The following is a 17,011-nucleotide window of genomic DNA, read 5'->3' as shown; positions in this document are numbered from 1 at the left end:
GCTCGCCTTTGCAACGGGATTCTAACAGTCATATGTTTACCAATTCAAAAGAATCCCGTTGCAACAGCGATCGCAGGATCAAATCATTCATGAAGCGTCTTCTAACCACCATAACTCAGTGCATTTTTAGACCCGTACACCATCGCATCACACATACGTACGGTGCGCTTGATTTGCGCCACATCGTGTACACGCACAATCTGGCACCCTTGAGCAATGCCAAAGGCAACGGTAGCCGCCGTGCCCTCCACCACATCATTCACAGGCAAATCCAGTGCTGTACGAATAAACCTTTTGCGCGACGTAGCCAATAACAGCGGAAAGCCCAGCTGACTCAATGTATCGAGAGAAGTCATGGCATGAATATTTTCATCGTAATCCTTGGCAAAACCGATACCTGGGTCTAAAATGATCTGTTCCTCACGTACCCCCGCATCCAGCGCTAATCGGATACTTTCTTTTAAATCGGACAGCATATCAGAAACCAAATCACTATAGTTACGGTCATGACGATTATGCATCAAAATGACCGGGCAATCGAATTCCGAAGCTACACGTGCCATATCGGGGTCTGCCTTAAACCCCCACACATCATTAATGATATGTGCGCCAGCCTCAAGTGCCTGCCTGGCTACCTCGGCTTTGTAAGTATCTACAGATAACGGAATGTGCGGTGCGATACGATGGATAGCCTGAACGACCGGAATGACCCGAGCCAGCTCCTCTTCCACACCTACTGGATCATGACCCGGGCGAGTAGACTCCCCACCAATGTCAATGATATCCGCTCCATCTTCCACCAGCTTCAATGCATGTAAAACAGCAATCTCGGGACTATAATGTAATCCTCCATCGGAAAATGAATCCGGGGTCACATTCAGTATACCCATGATCTGTGTGGAATGTCCGAGCGTAAGCTCGGCATCCCCCATTCGGTAACTACGTTGATAAAGGGTCGGTATGTTCACTTGATCCCTGCTTTCTGTCTATAATCGTGCAACAGCAAAGCTGTTATGGACCTGGGCTGCGTCAAGGGAACCGATAAATGGTTCGTTGCTCCTCCCGGCTCCAACAACAAATCCACGGCCCGTATTTCTTGTATAGAGTTGGTCATAAAAATTTCATCAGCCTGTTTCAGCTCGTCCCAGCGGTACAGGCCTTGCTCACAAGGAATGTCTCGCAGATGCGCCAGCTCCAAAATGAACTCACGCGTAATGCCTGGCAGAATCCCTGTAGACAAGTCAGGGGTATACAATGTATTGTTCCGCACAAAGAACAGATTGCTGACCATTCCTTCTGCCAGAAAACCATCCGCCGTAAGCATCATTCCTTCAGCCTTATAACGGACAGCCTCGGCATACTGCTGAAGTTCCCGCTTTGCAAGAATATTATTCATATAATGGAGCGACTTTAAGCGAACCTCACCCTCTGGAGTATTTCTGGGAGTTCGCAACAACTGAAGCGCCGATGGGGAAGTGGATTGCCCGGTTTGTGTATTGGTAGAGGGCAACGGTTTAGCGAACAGAATATGATTAGGACGCGTATAGTCCCCTGTCGGCAAGCCTAGCACCTCTTCGCCCGCTGATACGGTGTAACGGATATAGGCTTCATCCAGTCCATTCGCCACCATCAGATGTTGGATGTGTCTCGTAAGTTGCTCCTCATCCGGTTGAAAAGGAATGCCGAGCATTCGGCAACCTTCCTGCAGTCGATATAGATGCCGATCCAGCAAGAATGGGACACCCTTGTAGGTGCGGAATGTTTCAAACAAGCCCATTCCGTATAAAAAGCCGTGATCACTTACGTGAATCACGGCTTTTGCGGCTTCCGTGAGGACGCCGTTGACTCCGATATATTTCATGAATCAGACGCCTACCTTGCGTTTTAGGAAATTGCGTAACAGTTGATGCCCATAATCCGTAATAATGGATTCTGGATGGAACTGAACTCCTTCTACGGCAAATTCTTTATGCCGCAAACCCATAATTTCACCTTCTGCGGTTTCCGCGGTAATCTCTAGACACTCAGGCAGACTCTCGCGCTCCACCAGCAATGAGTGATACCGGGTTGCTGTGAACGGAGAAGGCAAGCCTTCAAATACTGACGTATTGTGATGAAGAATCGGTGATGTTTTACCGTGCATGAGTCGTTCAGCCCGGATAACCTTACCGCCAAAAGCCTGTCCGATGGCCTGGTGGCCGAGGCAAACGCCAAAAATCGGAATGCGACCTTTAAAATGGCTGATCACATCCAGTGATATCCCTGCCTCATTCGGCGTGCATGGACCCGGCGAGATCAAAATATGCTCTGGTGCCAGCTCTTCTATGCCTTTCACATCAATCTCATCGTTCCGCTTTACGGTTACTTCTTCGCCAAGTTCACCTAAATATTGAACAAGATTGTACGTAAACGAATCATAATTATCAATCACCAAAATCATACGACTCACCCTCCTGTGATACCGCTTCTGCTCAAAGCGGCTTCTTCTTCACCACATTGTACCGCCTTCATGACAGCTCTAGCCTTGTTCCGACATTCCCGATATTCCCTGTACGGGTCTGAATCAATGACGATCCCCGCACCTGTCTGTAAATAGGCAGTGCTGCCTTTAACAGCTAGTGTTCTTATTATAATATTTAATTCCATATTGCCGTTATAGTCAATCCATCCAAGGGACCCTGTATAAGGCCCCCGACGAACGGGCTCTAATTCTTCAATAATTTCCATGGTGCGCACCTTGGGTGCCCCGGTAATGGTTCCGCCTGGAAAGGTAGCAGCAATTACATCTATAGCTGTACGACCCGAGGCTAATTTTCCTTCAACCTGAGAAACCAGGTGCATAACGTGCGAATAGTATTCGACCGTCAGCAGTTCAGGCACATGCACCGATCCGTATTCGGCAATCCGTCCGATATCGTTACGCTCCAGATCGACGAGCATAATATGCTCGGCGCGTTCTTTTTCGCTTGATAGAAGCTCTGCTGCCATAGCGGCATCTTCATCCGGTGTTAGCCCTCTTCTTCTCGTACCTGCAATTGGTCTGGCGCTCACACGTCCATCCTCCAGCTTCACCAACAATTCCGGCGAGCCACTAACGATCCGTAAATCTGGCATACGCAGCATACCCATATAAGGGGAAGGATTCAGCAGACGAAGCCATTCATATATATTTTCAGGGAGGGCTGTAAGCGCACGTTGCTGACGAATCGATAAGTTGACCTGGAATACATCCCCTTGGGCAATGTATTCCTGCACACGTTTCACGGCTTGTTCAAAATCTTGTTGGTTGAATGCCGCTGTCCAGCCTTCAGATTCAAGATGAGCAGCCTCTAACCCTTCTTCGGCGAGCCTAGCACAACGACGAGGGTACGCAGGATCAATCTCTCCTGCATTTATGATGTTATTCCACTGAGTCAGCATACGTTCTGCACGTTGGGCAGCTTCCGCGTAATGCTCGCAAAGTATAGGATTCGGCCCATCCAGCATAACGCGATTGGTCAAATCGGTATCACTGCTGACTTTATCGGAATGCGCAGGAGCGGGCATATGAACAGCACAATATATGGAGGATTTTTCGTGATCGTAAATCCATAGCTCATCCACCCTCATCCATACATAATCAGGTATGTCTGTATCGTCTGCAGCTTGAGATGGCAAACGCTCCAACGAGCGAGCTACATCGTAGCCAAGATAACCCGCAAATCCTCCAGAGAAAAAAGGCATGCCAGGTACACGCGGCGCACGGTAAGGAGCGATCCAGTTGCTCATGACTTTCAAAGGTTGACCATGCATATCTCCATGTTTCCCGCTTTGCAAATCAGTCCAAACTGCATGTTCTCCCTTGCCCTCCAATATAGCAACCGGATTTAAGGCCAGATAGGTGTACCTCCCACCTTTAGCGCTCTCCAGCAAAAAGGCATATGGCGACGAATCCTCCCAAGCCTTCCGCCACGATGACGGTAGCCCCCCCACGGGTAATGGGTACTCAGCAATATAGGGAAGTATGCTCCAGCCTTCCTCCTGCCAAACCTGCCACTGCGCCTCCGTCACTCTAGCTGTCGATTTCATCCGTGTGTGCTTCCCCTTCCCTACTTTTCAATAAGTCTATATTCTCTCCTTAAAAAGAAACCCCCACCCCCCTGCAACAGGGAAATGAGGGAATCCTTACGTATAGTATACACAATTACGACATAATTACAGCTCGAAATTGTATAGTGGTGTGCTCAGGTAACGTTCTCCATTACTTGGAACAATGACAACGATCCGTTTACCCTTGCCCAATTGCTTAGCAAGTTTCAAAGCCGCATGAACAGCTGCGCCAGATGAAATACCGGACAAAATGCCCTCTTCCTTGGCCACTCTACGTGCTACCTCGAAAGCTTCATCGTTTTCTACATGAATAATTTCATCATAGATATCGCGGTTTAAAATTTCAGGAATAAAGTTGGCACCAAGTCCTTGAATTTTGTGGGGTCCTGGCTTACCGCCTGCTAACAGTGGGGAAGAGGCAGGCTCTACAGCCACAACTTTAATATCAGGGAATTCTTTCTTAAGCACTTCTCCGGCACCAGAAATGGTTCCGCCAGTACCTATTCCCGCTATAAAAGCGTCCAGAGTTCCGCCAATGGAACGAATGGCTTCCACAATCTCAGGACCGGTCGTTTCACGGTGAATTTTGATATTAGCTTTGTTCTTGAACTGCTCAGCAGCAAAATATTCCGGATTTTCACTCAGCAATTCTTCCATTTTCTTAACGGACCCGTTCATGCCTTCTGATCCTGGTGTTAGCACAAGTTCGGCTCCATAAGCACGCAACAAATTACGACGCTCTATGCTCATCGTTTCTGGCATAACGATTACTGCCTTATAGCCCTTCGCAGCAGCAACCATAGCCAAGCCGATTCCTGTGTTACCGCTAGTTGCTTCAATAATCGTACCGCCTGGCTTAAGCAGACCTTCACGTTCAGCTTCTTCTACCATGCTAATCGCAATACGATCTTTTACACTGGAGCCTGGGTTCTGATATTCCAGTTTCAAATAAATTTCGGCGCTATCTTCCGGTACGATCCGGTTGAGCCGAACGAGGGGAGTTTCCCCGATAAGTTCGGTGATGTTATTAACAACTTTAGCCATGATAATTCCTCCCTGACTGTAGATGATGTATTAAAAATTGCGAAATCATTTTGTAGATCATTCTTAGTCAATCACTTTAATTCTGTACCGTTCATTTAATTTCCGATAAAAATAGTGGGTTTTATACGCTAATCATAACAATCTTCAATTCCAATGTCAATACGAGTGAGTAAGCCGCGATGCTGTCAACCCGCGTTATCAGCATCGTGCTTCCTTCAAACCAATATTCTTTCACTACGTTACAGAGCAGCGGAGGATGCATCTTTTCCAGATAAAATACGCGCTCCATATTTATCACGTAGACTCTTCTCGACCTCTTCCAAAGGAGCGGCCTGTGCAAGCGCAAGAGATCGGCGAATTTGCTGCCGGATCTGCTGCTTATCCGGAGAATTCTTCAACCGGACATCCTGTACATAAATGACAGCATAGCCATCGTTAACAGAGATCGGACCTGCAACATCCCCGGAGCTTAGCTCTCTCGCCGCCTTCATGATCGCCTCCGGTTGCAATGGATCATATTCATCCACCCATCCCAACTGCCCGCTGCTATCCTTGCCAAAAGGCTTACCTGAGTACTCTTGAATCAGCACATCGAAGCTCTCCCCCTGCTTGACCCGATCTAGCAACGCTTCTGCTTCCTCCGCATTATCCACATAAAGAGCTGCCAATTGGATCTGCTTACCGACGGCAAATTCCTCAGGGTGCTGTTCCCAATACTCGTCAATCTCAGCTTCCTGAACTTGAATACCCTGCGTGGCTATTTTCTCCAAACCAATCCGGTATTCCGCTTCATTCCGCAAGTCAACCGGATCTAAGCCAAACTGTCGCTGCATTTCATCAAAGTAGGCATGATCTGAGTCATACCCTTTACTATCCTGCTCCAGCACCTGCTGTAAATCCTCTTGGGTGATCTTGATACCGAGACGCTTGGTTTCAGCCTGCACGGCTTTACGATTCAACATTTGCAACAGCGTATTGGTTCCATATCGCTTTTTCAGTTCCGCTACCCACTGTTCCTCCGATATGCCTTCCTGACCCATCTCCGCCACAGTATGATCGCCGTCATCCTTGCTTACATCACCCGGCTTTGACAGCCCCCGAAGCATGATAAGACCACCCAAGGCGGCGACGCTAACGGTCAGAATAATGACAGCTGTCCATAATCCTTTTTCCCGTGTAGTCATCGCTTGCACCGCCCATCCGGTTAGGATTTGGCTTGATCTAACAGATTTTGCAATTCATCCTTATTAAACTGATAAGCCTCATTACAAAAGTGACATACGACCTCAGCCTGTCCTTCTTCCTCAATTAACTGCTCTAATTCGCTTTCTCCCAAACTGATCAATGTTTTTTCCACGCGCTCACGTGAACACTCACATTGAAAATGGATATCCAATTCATCGAGAATCCGAACGTCCGGCAGCATCCAGCGCAGCATTTCATCAAGTTCCAACCCTTGATCCAGCAAAGCAGTAACGGGTGGAATAGAGCTGACTGCATTTTCGATCGCAGTAATTTCATCATCATTCAAGCCTGGAAGCAACTGAATAATAAATCCACCGGCCACAATAACCGTGTTATCCGTATCTACCAGCACACCCAAGCCCACCGCTGACGGGGTCTGTTCCGATTTGGCAAAATAATAGGTAAAATCCTCACCCAGTTCACCGGAAATAATCGGAGTACTGCCGCGGTACGGTTCTTTTAACCCCAAATCCTTGATGATATGAATGAACCCCTCTGTACCTACGGCACCCGCTACATCCAGTTTGCCCATACTATTGCTTGGCAAATGCACATGCGGTTCAGTAACATAACCTCGCACTTCCCCTACAGCATTGGCATCAACGACGATTTGCCCAATCGGTCCATCACCTTTAACTTGAATGGTCAATCGCTCTTTTCCTTTTAGCATAGAACCCATAATAGCACCTGCTGTGAGGGTTCGCCCCAAAGCAGCGGTAGCCGTTGGATACGTATCGTGTCTTCTCCGCAATTCCTCTACCAATTGAGTTGTCCGAACAGCAAAAGCTCTAACCCTCCCATCCATGGCTGTGCCACGAATAAGTCGATCCTGCTTATTTTCCATATTGATATCCTCCCCTATTCACCAGGACAGCTATGCTGCTTATTTTCGTTAGTATTGCTCATCATTGAAGCATAATTTCCTACTATATAAACAACCTGCATCGACAGATCACGCGAATTGTTCAAAAACGTAACATATTTCAGTATAGACGAAAAACGCCGCTAATCCAAACCGATAAAATCATTCGGTTGGACTCAGCGGCAGCTTATACCCACTTTTTTATTCGGCGTTACGTTGGTAAATGATGCGCAATCCTTCGAGCGTCAACATCGGCAACACTTTCTGAATGCTCTCCGCCTCTGATGCGATTAGCTCTGCAAGACCTCCGGTAGCAATAACTGTAGGCTCCGCCTGCATTTCTTCCTTAATGCGCCGCACAATGCCATCCACTTGCCCAGCATAACCGAAGATAATCCCAGCTTGCATGGCATGAACCGTATTACGACCAATAACCTTTTTGGGTTTCTCCAACTCGATGCGGGGTAGCTTGGAAGCCCGTTGATACAGTGCCTCCGTCGAAATCCCGATACCCGGCACAATTACACCGCCCAAGTAGTTTCCCTTATCGTCAATACAATCAAACGTCGTCGCTGTCCCAAAATCCACCACAACCAGCGGCCCGCCGAACCGTTCGACAGCCGCAACAGCGTTCACGATCCGATCCGCACCTACTTCACGCGGATTCTCATAACGCAGGTTAAGACCGGTCTTGATTCCCGGTCCGACGATTAAAGGCGTTTTGCCTATGTATTTATCGCACATTTCTTCTAATACACGGACCAACGGCGGAACGACAGAGGAAATAATAACTCCCTGGATGTCATCCTTTAATACGCCACCCATACTAAAAAGATTATGTATGAGTACGCCGTATTCATCTGCGGTTGCCTGTCTGGAGGTACTGATCCGGTAATGGTGCAACAGCTCCCGCCCTTCGTATATCCCCAGAACAATATTGGTATTACCTACATCCACTACAAGAATCAATGGGTGTCACCTATCTTTCTTTGCGTTAAGGTCAAGGCTGATATCCAGGTTATGAAAAGAGTATGTCAGCCTGCCTACAGAGATCACATCTACGCCACTCTCAGCCATCTCACGCACTGTATCCAGCGATACATTGCCCGAGGCTTCTGTTTTGACATGTGGTGCCCGTTCCCGAATGAACCGAACGGCTTCCTTCATATCTGGGGCAGACATGTTATCCAGCATAATGATATCCGCCCCAGCTTCCAGGGCTTCCTGAACTTGTTTCATGTTTTCCGTCTCTACTTCAATCGTCATCGTATGCGGTATATTAGCGCGCGCTCGACTTACAGCCTGTTCAATCCCACCTGCACCCTTAATATGATTATCCTTAATCATAACAGCATCGTACAGGCCAAAGCGATGATTCGAGCCACCGCCTACACGCACAGCATACTTCTCCAGCAGCCGATGTCCCGGTGTTGTTTTACGTGTATCCACCAAGCGAGTGGACAAACCATGCAATTGATCTATAAAAGCCCGAGTCCGCGTGGCAATGCCAGACATCCGTTGGAGCAAATTTAACGCCAGTCGTTCTCCAGTCAAAATCGCATGGGTACTACCCGTCACTTCCGCCAAAACGCTTCCCTTTTCAATCCACTGTCCATCCGTCACCAGCGGAGTGAACGACAAGGAAGGGTCCACTACCTGAAATACAAGGGCAGCCACGGGTAAACCGGCAACCACGCCGCTCTCCTTGGCATGAATGACAGCCTTGGATTGGTGGCCCTGCTCAATCGTCCAGCGCGTGGTCACATCGCCAGAGCCCGTATCTTCTCGCAGCCAGCTGCGAATTTGTGCTGTCAGTTCTTCCTGATATCCACTAAACTCTCCATAAAGCTCGCTGTTAGATGTCATGAACGTACTCCTCCGTTATCCCTTGCTCACGTCTCTGCTGAACATGCTTTCGCCAGACGCTATCATCTGTCTCAGGAAAATCCTCGCGATAATGCGCTCCCCGGCTCTCCTCACGCAGCAGCGCACCATCTGTTACTAATAAAGCACAGGTGAGCAAATTGGCAAATTCGATCTCTTCCCGGCTAGCGATCACAGCCTCAAAAATAGGCATTTGCCCTTGCATCTCGTCTAATGCTGCTTTCAGCCCCTCGCCGTGCCGACGAACTCCAGCATAACGAACCATTGCTTCTTGCAGCTTATGCCGCTGCTCCGTGACGGATGAAGCCGGGAACTCTGTACGGTTATCGCTATAAGATATCAATGTATGGCCGACCAGCGGTGGCAATGAATGCAGTCGCTCAATAATCCTGCTGGCAAATACAATAGCTTCAGATAACGAATTGCTCGCCAGACGATTAGCTCCGTGAACTCCTGTAGAAGAGGTTTCCCCGCAGGCGAACAAACGCGCAATGGAGCTTTCCCCGTGTAAATTGGTCTGGACACCACCCATCATATAATGGGCAGCAGGCGCAATGGGGATCCAGTCTGTCGTCATATCCAAACCAAATGACAGACATGTCCGATAAATTGTTGGAAAACGTTGCTTCACCCGCTCTGGCGGCTCGTGTGTAATATCCAGGTATACAAACGCAGCTTGGGTGCGTTCCATCTCATGAATGATAGCACGAGCTACGATGTCTCTGGGTGCAAGCTCCTGCCGGGAATCATACTTGTCCATGAAGCGTTCTCCGTGAATATTGCGTAACACGGCTCCTTCTCCCCGTACGGCTTCGGAAATTAGAAACCTTGGAGCGCCCGGATGGCACAACGCCGTAGGATGAAACTGTATGAATTCCATATCCCGTACAATCGCCCCAGCACGATATGCCATAGCGATACCATCCCCGGTTGCAATATCCGGATTGGTCGTATACCGGTATAATTGCCCGCTACCTCCTGAGCACAAAATCGTTGCATTAGCGGTTATATACGACCTTTCCCCACCTGGCTTTTGGACGAGGGCCCCAATACACTCACCATGCTCCGTCAGCAGATCAATTACCATGCACTCTTCCCATACTTCGATATCGGGATGGGCAGCAACCTGCTTTGACAACGCACGAACAATTTCATAACCCGTAGCATCTCCATTTGCATGCAAAATACGCCGATGACTATGCGCTCCTTCCCGCGTCAACGCTAGTTCACCATCCACACGATCAAAGGCCGTTCCCAAACGTATTAACTCCTGAATGCCAACTGGACCTTCATGGACAAGCGTTCTGACCGCCTCAGATTCACACAGACCTGCACCAGCAATCAGGGTATCTTCCATATGATAAGCTGGTGTATCCTCGTCCGATGTGACAGCAGCGATGCCGCCTTGAGCATAACGCGTGTTGCTTTCCATCAAAGTCTTCTTGGTAATCAGCAACACTTTCCGATTCTCCGCAGCCTTAATCGCCGTATATAAGCCCGCAATGCCCGAGCCGATAATTAACACGTCGGCCTCCAATCGGGTCAATTCCGCTACATCAAAATCAACTAGATATCTTGGAATCATGCCTTCACCTGATTTCACAGAAGAATAGCGCACACCATAGGTTCTACAGTATGCGCTCACGTATATGTTCAAAATGATAGAAAGTCGATTGCAGCGGCTGTTGGCTTTTATAAGCTAAGAAGACGACAGCCGTTTATTTAACAATAAATGTACACAACGTTCCGGTGTCTGTCAAATCACGTTAGCAATAATCTTCCATTTAAAAAGCTCCGGAAAACCCATAATACCTGGTTCCCCGGAGCTTACATATACGCTTATTCAACTATCCATCGGATGATTAGGTTGTTGTCGGTGGGGTACCACCGGAGTTGCCCGAATTGTTATCATCCTCTGGCTTTTGCAGATTAGGGATATCATTCGGTTGATCCGTTGTATTCTTAGGCTCGTCATCCTTACCTTGAATACGTACACGGACGTCTCCAATGTTGTCGATCACAGGCTCACCATTTTCCGGTGTTCCTTCTCCCTCAGTCGTGCCACCATCCAAAGAACCTGTCTCGATCAAACGTTTGATTTGTTCAAGTTCCAAGGTTTCTTCTACCAGCAAGGTTTGAGCAATCAAATGAACCTCTTTGGAATACTTGGTCAGGAGTTCTCTAGCACGCTCATAAGATTCAGTGATGAAGCGATTCATCTCCTGGTCAATCTGATAAGCGATCTGATCACTGTAGTTCTGCTCATGACCGATATCGCGTCCAAGGAATACTTGGCCTTGTGAAGTACCGAACTGCATCGGACCAAGCTTCTCACTCATACCATATTCTACAATCATGCTGCGTGCAATGCTTGTCGCTTGCTGGAAGTCGCTATAAGCTCCCGTTCCGATCTCACCAATGAACAGTTCCTCGGATACGCGTCCACCCAACAATCCAGTGATTTTGTCCAGCAATTCCTGCTTGGTAGTCAGCATGCGGTCTTCCTTCGGAAGCATGATGACATATCCGCCTGCACGTCCACGTGGAATAATCGTTACCTTGTGAACCATGTCGGCATTTTCCAAGAAGAAACCAATAATCGTATGGCCTGCTTCATGATAAGCAACAATTCGTTTCTCGCGGTCACTGATTACGCGGCTGCGTTTTTCTGTACCTACGATAACACGGTCGATGGCTTCATCTACTTCTCGCATCGAAATATCTCTGCGGTTACGACGAGCCGCCAACAAGGCAGCTTCGTTCAACAGATTTTCCAGATCAGCGCCTGTAAAGCCTGTTGTACGTTTCGCAATTACGTCCAATTTAACATCCTTCGTTAATGGCTTGTTGCGAGCATGTACATACAATACTGCTTCACGGCCTTTAACATCTGGACGGTCAACCGTAATTTGACGGTCAAAACGTCCTGGACGAAGCAACGCCGGGTCTAAAATATCAGGACGGTTTGTAGCCGCTACGATGATGATACCTTCGTTTGCGCCAAATCCATCCATCTCTACGAGCAATTGGTTGAGCGTCTGCTCACGTTCATCATGTCCGCCACCCAATCCGGCGCCACGTTGACGTCCAACGGCATCAATCTCATCAATGAAAATGATACAAGGTGCGTTCTTCTTCGCGTTCTCGAACAAATCACGAACACGGGAAGCACCGACCCCGACAAACATTTCTACAAAATCAGAACCCGAGATGCTGAAAAACGGCACTCCGGCCTCGCCTGCAACAGCTCTCGCCAAGAGTGTTTTACCCGTACCTGGAGGGCCCACTAACAGAACACCTTTTGGAATACGAGCGCCCACAGCTGCAAACTTGCGTGGGTCCTTCAAGAATTCTACGACTTCGACAAGCTCCTGCTTCTCTTCGTCAGCCCCTGCCACGTCCTCGAACGTAACCTTCTTCTTCTCTTCGTTATACAGACGGGCTTTGCTCTTGCCGAAGTTCATAACTTTGCCGCCACCGCCCTGTGCCTGATTAAACAGGAAGAAGAACAACAGGAACATGATCACCAAAGGAATGATAGAAGTCAAAAACGTCAGCCAAATGCTTTCGCCTTCCATTTTCTTCTGCACGTATTCAAACCCGTTCGTTTCGCTGGCATTCACCAGTTCACTTAGTGCTTGATCCGTTGGTGGAACATATACGGAAAAATTGGTCGATTTAGCATTAGCCGGCTGCTTCTTATATGCACCGGTTACAAGATAGGCGTAACCGTCAAATTGGACCGTTACTTTAGAGATGTTATTAGCTTTAACCTCTTGCCGTAATTGGTCATATCTAGGGAGATCGGAGGCTTCGTTACTGTTGCTAACAAACTGAACGATACCCACCACAACTAAAAAAAGAATCAAATAAAAACCAGAATTCCGGATGAACCGATTCATCCCCTACCTCCTCTCGAGACACTTAAGTTATTTTACCATAGCCTGTAAGTCCTTCTCAACAAAGGGCCTTATTTAGTCCTAGGACTGGAGGCTGAGATTAGCTGGTGTAGATTTCCGGCTTTAAAATCCCTATGTATGGGAGGTTCCGGTAGTGCTCGGCATAGTCCAGACCGTAGCCGACAACAAACGCATCTGGAAGCGTAAATCCAGTATAATCTGCTTCAAGATTAACTGTCCGGCGTGCAGGCTTGTCGAACAAGGTTACGACACATACCGAATTGGCATTACGATTCTTAAGCAATTCAATCAAATGCGTCAGCGTCAGGCCGCTGTCGATAATATCTTCGACAATCAGAACGTCGCGTCCTTCCACAGATGCGTCCAAATCTTTAATGATTTTGATGATACCTGAGGATTTTGTAGACGCTCCATAACTTGATACAGCCATGAAATCAAGCTCCAACGGCACTGTAATGGATTTAACCAAATCAGCCATAAAGATAAACGCACCTTTCAGCACGCAAATCACCAATGGATTTTTTCCTTCATATTTTACGCTGAGCTGTGCACCCAATTCCTTAATTTTACTCTGAATTTCTTCTTCGCTGATCAATATTTCCTGAATATCATTCTGCAACGGTGTAAACCTCCTAAGTTTATACTATGAAAGCCGTTCCTGCGCAATTACCGGTGCCCCGGACTCTCTCGTCTTTGCCATGACATATATATAACCGAAGACGTGTGCTTTTGCACCGCGGCATGTACAGAACGTCGTACGCCCGGAATCCAGAGAATAGCCCCAGAGTGGTCGCAGACGATGGGAATAACGGAACGCATTGAAGGAGGTATTTTTTCATCAATAAAAATATCTTTAACCTTTTTTCTTCCGTTTAATCCCATTACATACATGGTATCTCCAGGTAATCGCGAGCGTACAGTCAAAGGCAGACTCAATTGATCTGCGTCGAACCACGCTTCCTCCTTATTCACCGGATGGTCCGCATCCGAATAGGAAGCCCTTCGCCACCGAAGTATACCACCTGCCTCAGGCAACTCTAGCTCACCGGAAATAGGCAATACACTTAGTCCATAGCACCATTCGCCCATAACGACTTGCGTACGGTCAAACAAAACCGCCTGGTCATATTCGCGGACTCCAACCGCACCGCCTCCCAAATCCAAACTCCATGTAGACGATGCCTCTTGGAGAAGTCTTAGTCGAACGGTCTCAATTTTACGAAAATCAAAATTTTCACTGTCCGAAGGCAGATAATTTAATATTAGTTTAATCAACCTCCGTTGTAAAGCAACGGATAGCTTACGGTATGAAGCGATGGGAAACATGTACCTGCCATTATCCAAGCGCACCATTTTCTCGTATGCCGACAGTGTGGATGCCTCCATAAAGTCATTTTCGTCAGCCATCGTTTCGGCCAGCCGGTTTAGGGACGGTGTCAGTCGCTCATTATATTGCCCCAAAAAAGGAAGCACATCCATGCGAATGGCGTTACGACGGTATTTGGAAGATAAATTAGTGCTGTCTATCACATAGGAAAGACCATAAAAGTTACAAAACTCAATCAGGTCAGCCTTGTACATACGTAGTAGCGGGCGAATGAGTTGCACATTTTTTTCCCTGCGCGCCAAACGCATACCCGCCAAACCTGCTGGGCCGCTACCACGCAGCAAGTGCAAGAGAACCGTTTCGGCTTGATCGTCGCCGTGGTGGGCCATTGCAATATGCTGCGCTTCCCACTTTGTAGCCGTATCATGTAAAAAGCTGTAGCGCAGCTCGCGGGCTGCTTCCTGTGGCCCCTTCCCGCTCTCCTTCATATAAGCGGGTACATCCACCCGAGCCATTTCAAATGGAAGTTCAAGCTTTCGGGCAATATTGCGTACCTCTTCAGCCTCCGCATCCGATTCCTCTGGTCTGAAGCCATGATGAACGTGAGCGCAGACGAGTTGTAAAGGCATATGTATAACGGATATTTCATGTAAAATGTGCAAAAGGGCCACCGAATCCGGCCCACCGGATACAGCAACCACAATGCGGTCTCCGGGGCTCCACAGTGAATGATCTCGCGCCAAGGCGAGCACTTCCTGTACAACACCGGTCGGTTTTGTTGTTCCCATTCACGACCCTCTTTTCTCCCGACCGTAAAAATGATGATCATCTGTTATCTTATGTAAGTCATGCTGCTACCTTAACGCAATCCAGAGCGCTCCGGCAAGCAGCAAAAGCGATACCGTAAAAGCATATCCCAGCCAGCGTGGGTTCCCTCTTTTGACCGACGATTGCCTGACATGTGCGGAAGCCAAACGTGACCAAGATCGGGCCGCTGCACGAGTATCGGAATATTCTCCACGCACCGCACCCAGTAGCCATTCGGCATAGGGGCGTAATACACGGCTGCGGCGAATGATGACCGTCAATTCTGCCGTATTACGCAACTGTGGCAGCCTGCTCGCAGCCGCCTTTAACGATTCGCTCTCCAATATATGAATCGTTAGAAGAGCGAAGGCAAACAGGTCATACTGGGAATCGGCATTTCGGCTGCCAGCATTCCAGAATCCCCTGTCATACCATTCTGTAAATTGTTTAACACTCCGACCAGCAAGAGACACCCCACCGTAGTCAATTAATTCAGCCTCTCCATAGGCATTGACCAAAATATTCTGCGGCTTCAGGTCGCCAAACACCCATCCTGCCTGATGGAGATCCGCCAGACGATTCAGTATACCGGTTCCAGCCACACCATACCATTCCGGCCCTTTGGCTGCCACAAAACGATGAAGCGGATCACCCTTAACATATCGCATAACATAAAAGGGGATTTCTCCGCTGCGTAACACTACATCATCCACCTCAAACAAAAAGGAAGGATTTCCATTTCGCTGAAGGGCGGCCTGAGTCCCCTGAGACTGCAATGTGGTTAGCACATTAATCTCTGATTGCAGATCAAGCGTGTTCTTCCCCATTTTCAGAGCAAATTGCCGATCGGCCTGTGCTTCTTTTACCAAATATACAGTTCCGTTCGCTCCCCGGCCCAGCAAGCGCTGGATGACATAGCTGCTCCGCTTCCACTTGCCCTTGATGACCGTTCCGGGTGCAAGAACGGGATCAGACGACGTAGTCACCGAGCATCCCTTCTCCTTTGCCATAGGATTCTTCCAGATCTTTCTGTTCTCCTAGTGTAACATATCGGTAATAATCAATCACTTGTAAAATGGCAGGACCTGTCGGTGTTGCCCCTTTCATCCGCAAGCGTCCAAATATCGATTTGATCTGGTTAAGCTCAGAGGTCCAACCGATATCCATGACTGCGTCTTCTCCCATTTTTCCGCCCGGAAAATGAAATACAGATATACGGCTGTGTCCGCTTCTGGACTGTAAACTGAGCAGCAAATCACGAATGCTGTCCTCTACAGCAGGCAGCTTGGGCTTCATGCTCGCACTTGCATCAATGAGCAAAGCAATCTCCAGGGTGCTTGTTTCTGTCAGCTCATCCATTACCTCAACCACTTGGGCTCGTTTTGCCGGAGGAAGTTCACCGATATGTTTGGCGCCACCCTCACCCAGAATGTGCGTTAACTCTCTATTAACCGCCTGCTGAATGGTTTGAACCACCGTTTTGCGCGTCATCATCTGCATGGTCTGAGCCAACTGCTTCGTCCCAACGATTTGGCTAAACCCTCCCCCTGCTTTAGCAATTTCTTGAATCTCCGCGCTGCCAAGCTCGCCAATAGTTCCATAATCTATGACTCCGGCGACGTTCACTGTAATACCTTCTCGTAAAGCTTGGGCAGCCGCCATGACTGGACTAACACCTACATTAGAGCATCCGTCTGTAATGATCAAAATTTGCTTCATCGTTTTTTGACCTCCGCTTCCTCTTAATCTATCCCGATAGATTCTATCTTTGCCTAATCCGGAACGATTCAAACGAAGGATGCGGATTTTTAAAAACGAATAAGGAATTTCCCG

At 48.2% G+C, this 17,011-nt stretch carries 15 protein-coding genes; all 15 read right to left on the bottom strand.

Going from position 1 to position 17,011, the window contains the following annotated elements; all coding sequences use genetic code 11:
- Positions 1-101 precede the first annotated feature (101 nt).
- Entirely contained in the window at positions 102-968 is an 867-nt protein-coding gene (folP, locus tag BM358_RS24560) for a dihydropteroate synthase (protein ID WP_023986456.1), read from the bottom strand.
- Positions 965-1,861, bottom strand: coding sequence for an aminotransferase class IV (locus tag BM358_RS24555; RefSeq protein ID WP_028542505.1), 897 nt, complete (start codon positions 1,859-1,861; stop codon positions 965-967). Before BM358_RS24555 ends, folP begins: the two co-directional genes overlap by 4 nt.
- A gap of 3 nt (positions 1,862-1,864) precedes the next feature.
- Positions 1,865-2,440: an aminodeoxychorismate/anthranilate synthase component II gene (pabA, locus tag BM358_RS24550; protein ID WP_013308153.1), complete on the bottom strand. Its 576-nt coding sequence runs from the start codon at positions 2,438-2,440 to the stop codon at positions 1,865-1,867.
- Positions 2,441-2,445: 5 nt separating this feature from the next.
- Positions 2,446-4,068, bottom strand: coding sequence for an anthranilate synthase component I family protein (locus BM358_RS24545; RefSeq protein ID WP_028542506.1), 1,623 nt, complete (start codon positions 4,066-4,068; stop codon positions 2,446-2,448).
- 126 nt (positions 4,069-4,194) lie between these two features.
- Positions 4,195-5,133 (bottom strand): cysteine synthase A, encoded by a 939-nt coding sequence (cysK, locus tag BM358_RS24540; protein ID WP_028542507.1) that lies wholly within the window; start codon positions 5,131-5,133, stop codon positions 4,195-4,197.
- Between the two features lie 239 nt (positions 5,134-5,372).
- On the bottom strand, positions 5,373-6,317 hold the full coding sequence (locus tag BM358_RS24535) for a peptidyl-prolyl cis-trans isomerase (protein WP_028542508.1): 945 nt from the start codon (positions 6,315-6,317) through the stop codon (positions 5,373-5,375).
- 20 nt (positions 6,318-6,337) lie between these two features.
- A complete protein-coding gene (gene hslO / locus BM358_RS24530; protein WP_028542509.1) occupies positions 6,338-7,222 on the bottom strand; it encodes an Hsp33 family molecular chaperone HslO in 885 nt (294 codons plus the stop codon).
- Between the two features lie 219 nt (positions 7,223-7,441).
- Positions 7,442-8,209 carry a type III pantothenate kinase gene (locus BM358_RS24525; RefSeq protein ID WP_023986451.1) on the bottom strand — a complete coding sequence of 256 codons (768 nt, stop codon included), beginning with the start codon at positions 8,207-8,209 and terminating at the stop codon, positions 7,442-7,444.
- Positions 8,210-8,215: 6 nt separating this feature from the next.
- Positions 8,216-9,106, bottom strand: a complete 891-nt coding sequence (gene nadC, locus BM358_RS24520) for a carboxylating nicotinate-nucleotide diphosphorylase (protein ID WP_023986450.1) — start codon at positions 9,104-9,106, stop codon at positions 8,216-8,218.
- Positions 9,096-10,709, bottom strand: coding sequence for an L-aspartate oxidase (gene nadB, locus BM358_RS24515; RefSeq protein WP_028542510.1), 1,614 nt, complete (start codon positions 10,707-10,709; stop codon positions 9,096-9,098). Before nadB ends, nadC begins: the two co-directional genes overlap by 11 nt.
- Positions 10,710-10,986: 277 nt before the next feature.
- A complete protein-coding gene (ftsH, locus tag BM358_RS24510) occupies positions 10,987-13,026 on the bottom strand; it encodes an ATP-dependent zinc metalloprotease FtsH (protein WP_028542511.1) in 2,040 nt (679 codons plus the stop codon).
- A 97-nt stretch (positions 13,027-13,123) separates the two neighbouring features.
- Positions 13,124-13,663 (bottom strand): hypoxanthine phosphoribosyltransferase, encoded by a 540-nt coding sequence (gene hpt, locus BM358_RS24505; protein ID WP_023986447.1) that lies wholly within the window; start codon positions 13,661-13,663, stop codon positions 13,124-13,126.
- Between the two features lie 47 nt (positions 13,664-13,710).
- Positions 13,711-15,159, bottom strand: a complete 1,449-nt coding sequence (gene tilS / locus BM358_RS24500) for a tRNA lysidine(34) synthetase TilS (RefSeq protein ID WP_028542512.1) — start codon at positions 15,157-15,159, stop codon at positions 13,711-13,713.
- A 66-nt stretch (positions 15,160-15,225) separates the two neighbouring features.
- On the bottom strand, positions 15,226-16,164 hold the full coding sequence (locus BM358_RS24495) for a protein kinase domain-containing protein (protein ID WP_023986445.1): 939 nt from the start codon (positions 16,162-16,164) through the stop codon (positions 15,226-15,228).
- A complete protein-coding gene (locus BM358_RS24490; protein ID WP_023986444.1) occupies positions 16,148-16,897 on the bottom strand; it encodes a vWA domain-containing protein in 750 nt (249 codons plus the stop codon). Before BM358_RS24490 ends, BM358_RS24495 begins: the two co-directional genes overlap by 17 nt.
- Between the last annotated feature and the right edge of the window lie 114 nt (positions 16,898-17,011).

It is taken from the genome of Paenibacillus sp. cl130, from assembly GCF_900116035.1.
In the GTDB taxonomy this organism is placed as follows: Bacteria; Bacillota; Bacilli; order Paenibacillales; family Paenibacillaceae; genus Paenibacillus; species Paenibacillus polymyxa_B.
The sequence above is the reverse complement of the archived record's forward strand: the minus strand, read 5'-3'. Positions and strand labels throughout refer to the sequence as shown.

What these genes read in the sequence shown, in the direction of transcription:
- BM358_RS24555 (WP_028542505.1), bottom strand. Translation starts at nt 1,861, where the DNA reads ATGAAATATATCGGAGTCAACGGCGTCCTCACGGAAGCCGCAAAAGCC.
- pabA (WP_013308153.1), bottom strand. Translation starts at nt 2,440, where the DNA reads ATGATTTTGGTGATTGATAATTATGATTCGTTTACGTACAATCTTGTT.
- BM358_RS24545 (WP_028542506.1), bottom strand. Translation starts at nt 4,068, where the DNA reads ATGAAATCGACAGCTAGAGTGACGGAGGCGCAGTGGCAGGTTTGGCAG.
- cysK (WP_028542507.1), bottom strand. Translation starts at nt 5,133, where the DNA reads ATGGCTAAAGTTGTTAATAACATCACCGAACTTATCGGGGAAACTCCC.
- BM358_RS24535 (WP_028542508.1), bottom strand. Translation starts at nt 6,317, where the DNA reads ATGACTACACGGGAAAAAGGATTATGGACAGCTGTCATTATTCTGACC.
- hslO (WP_028542509.1), bottom strand. Translation starts at nt 7,222, where the DNA reads ATGGAAAATAAGCAGGATCGACTTATTCGTGGCACAGCCATGGATGGG.
- nadC (WP_023986450.1), bottom strand. Translation starts at nt 9,106, where the DNA reads ATGACATCTAACAGCGAGCTTTATGGAGAGTTTAGTGGATATCAGGAA.
- nadB (WP_028542510.1), bottom strand. Translation starts at nt 10,709, where the DNA reads ATGATTCCAAGATATCTAGTTGATTTTGATGTAGCGGAATTGACCCGA.
- ftsH (WP_028542511.1), bottom strand. Translation starts at nt 13,026, where the DNA reads ATGAATCGGTTCATCCGGAATTCTGGTTTTTATTTGATTCTTTTTTTA.
- tilS (WP_028542512.1), bottom strand. Translation starts at nt 15,159, where the DNA reads ATGGGAACAACAAAACCGACCGGTGTTGTACAGGAAGTGCTCGCCTTG.
- BM358_RS24490 (WP_023986444.1), bottom strand. Translation starts at nt 16,897, where the DNA reads ATGAAGCAAATTTTGATCATTACAGACGGATGCTCTAATGTAGGTGTT.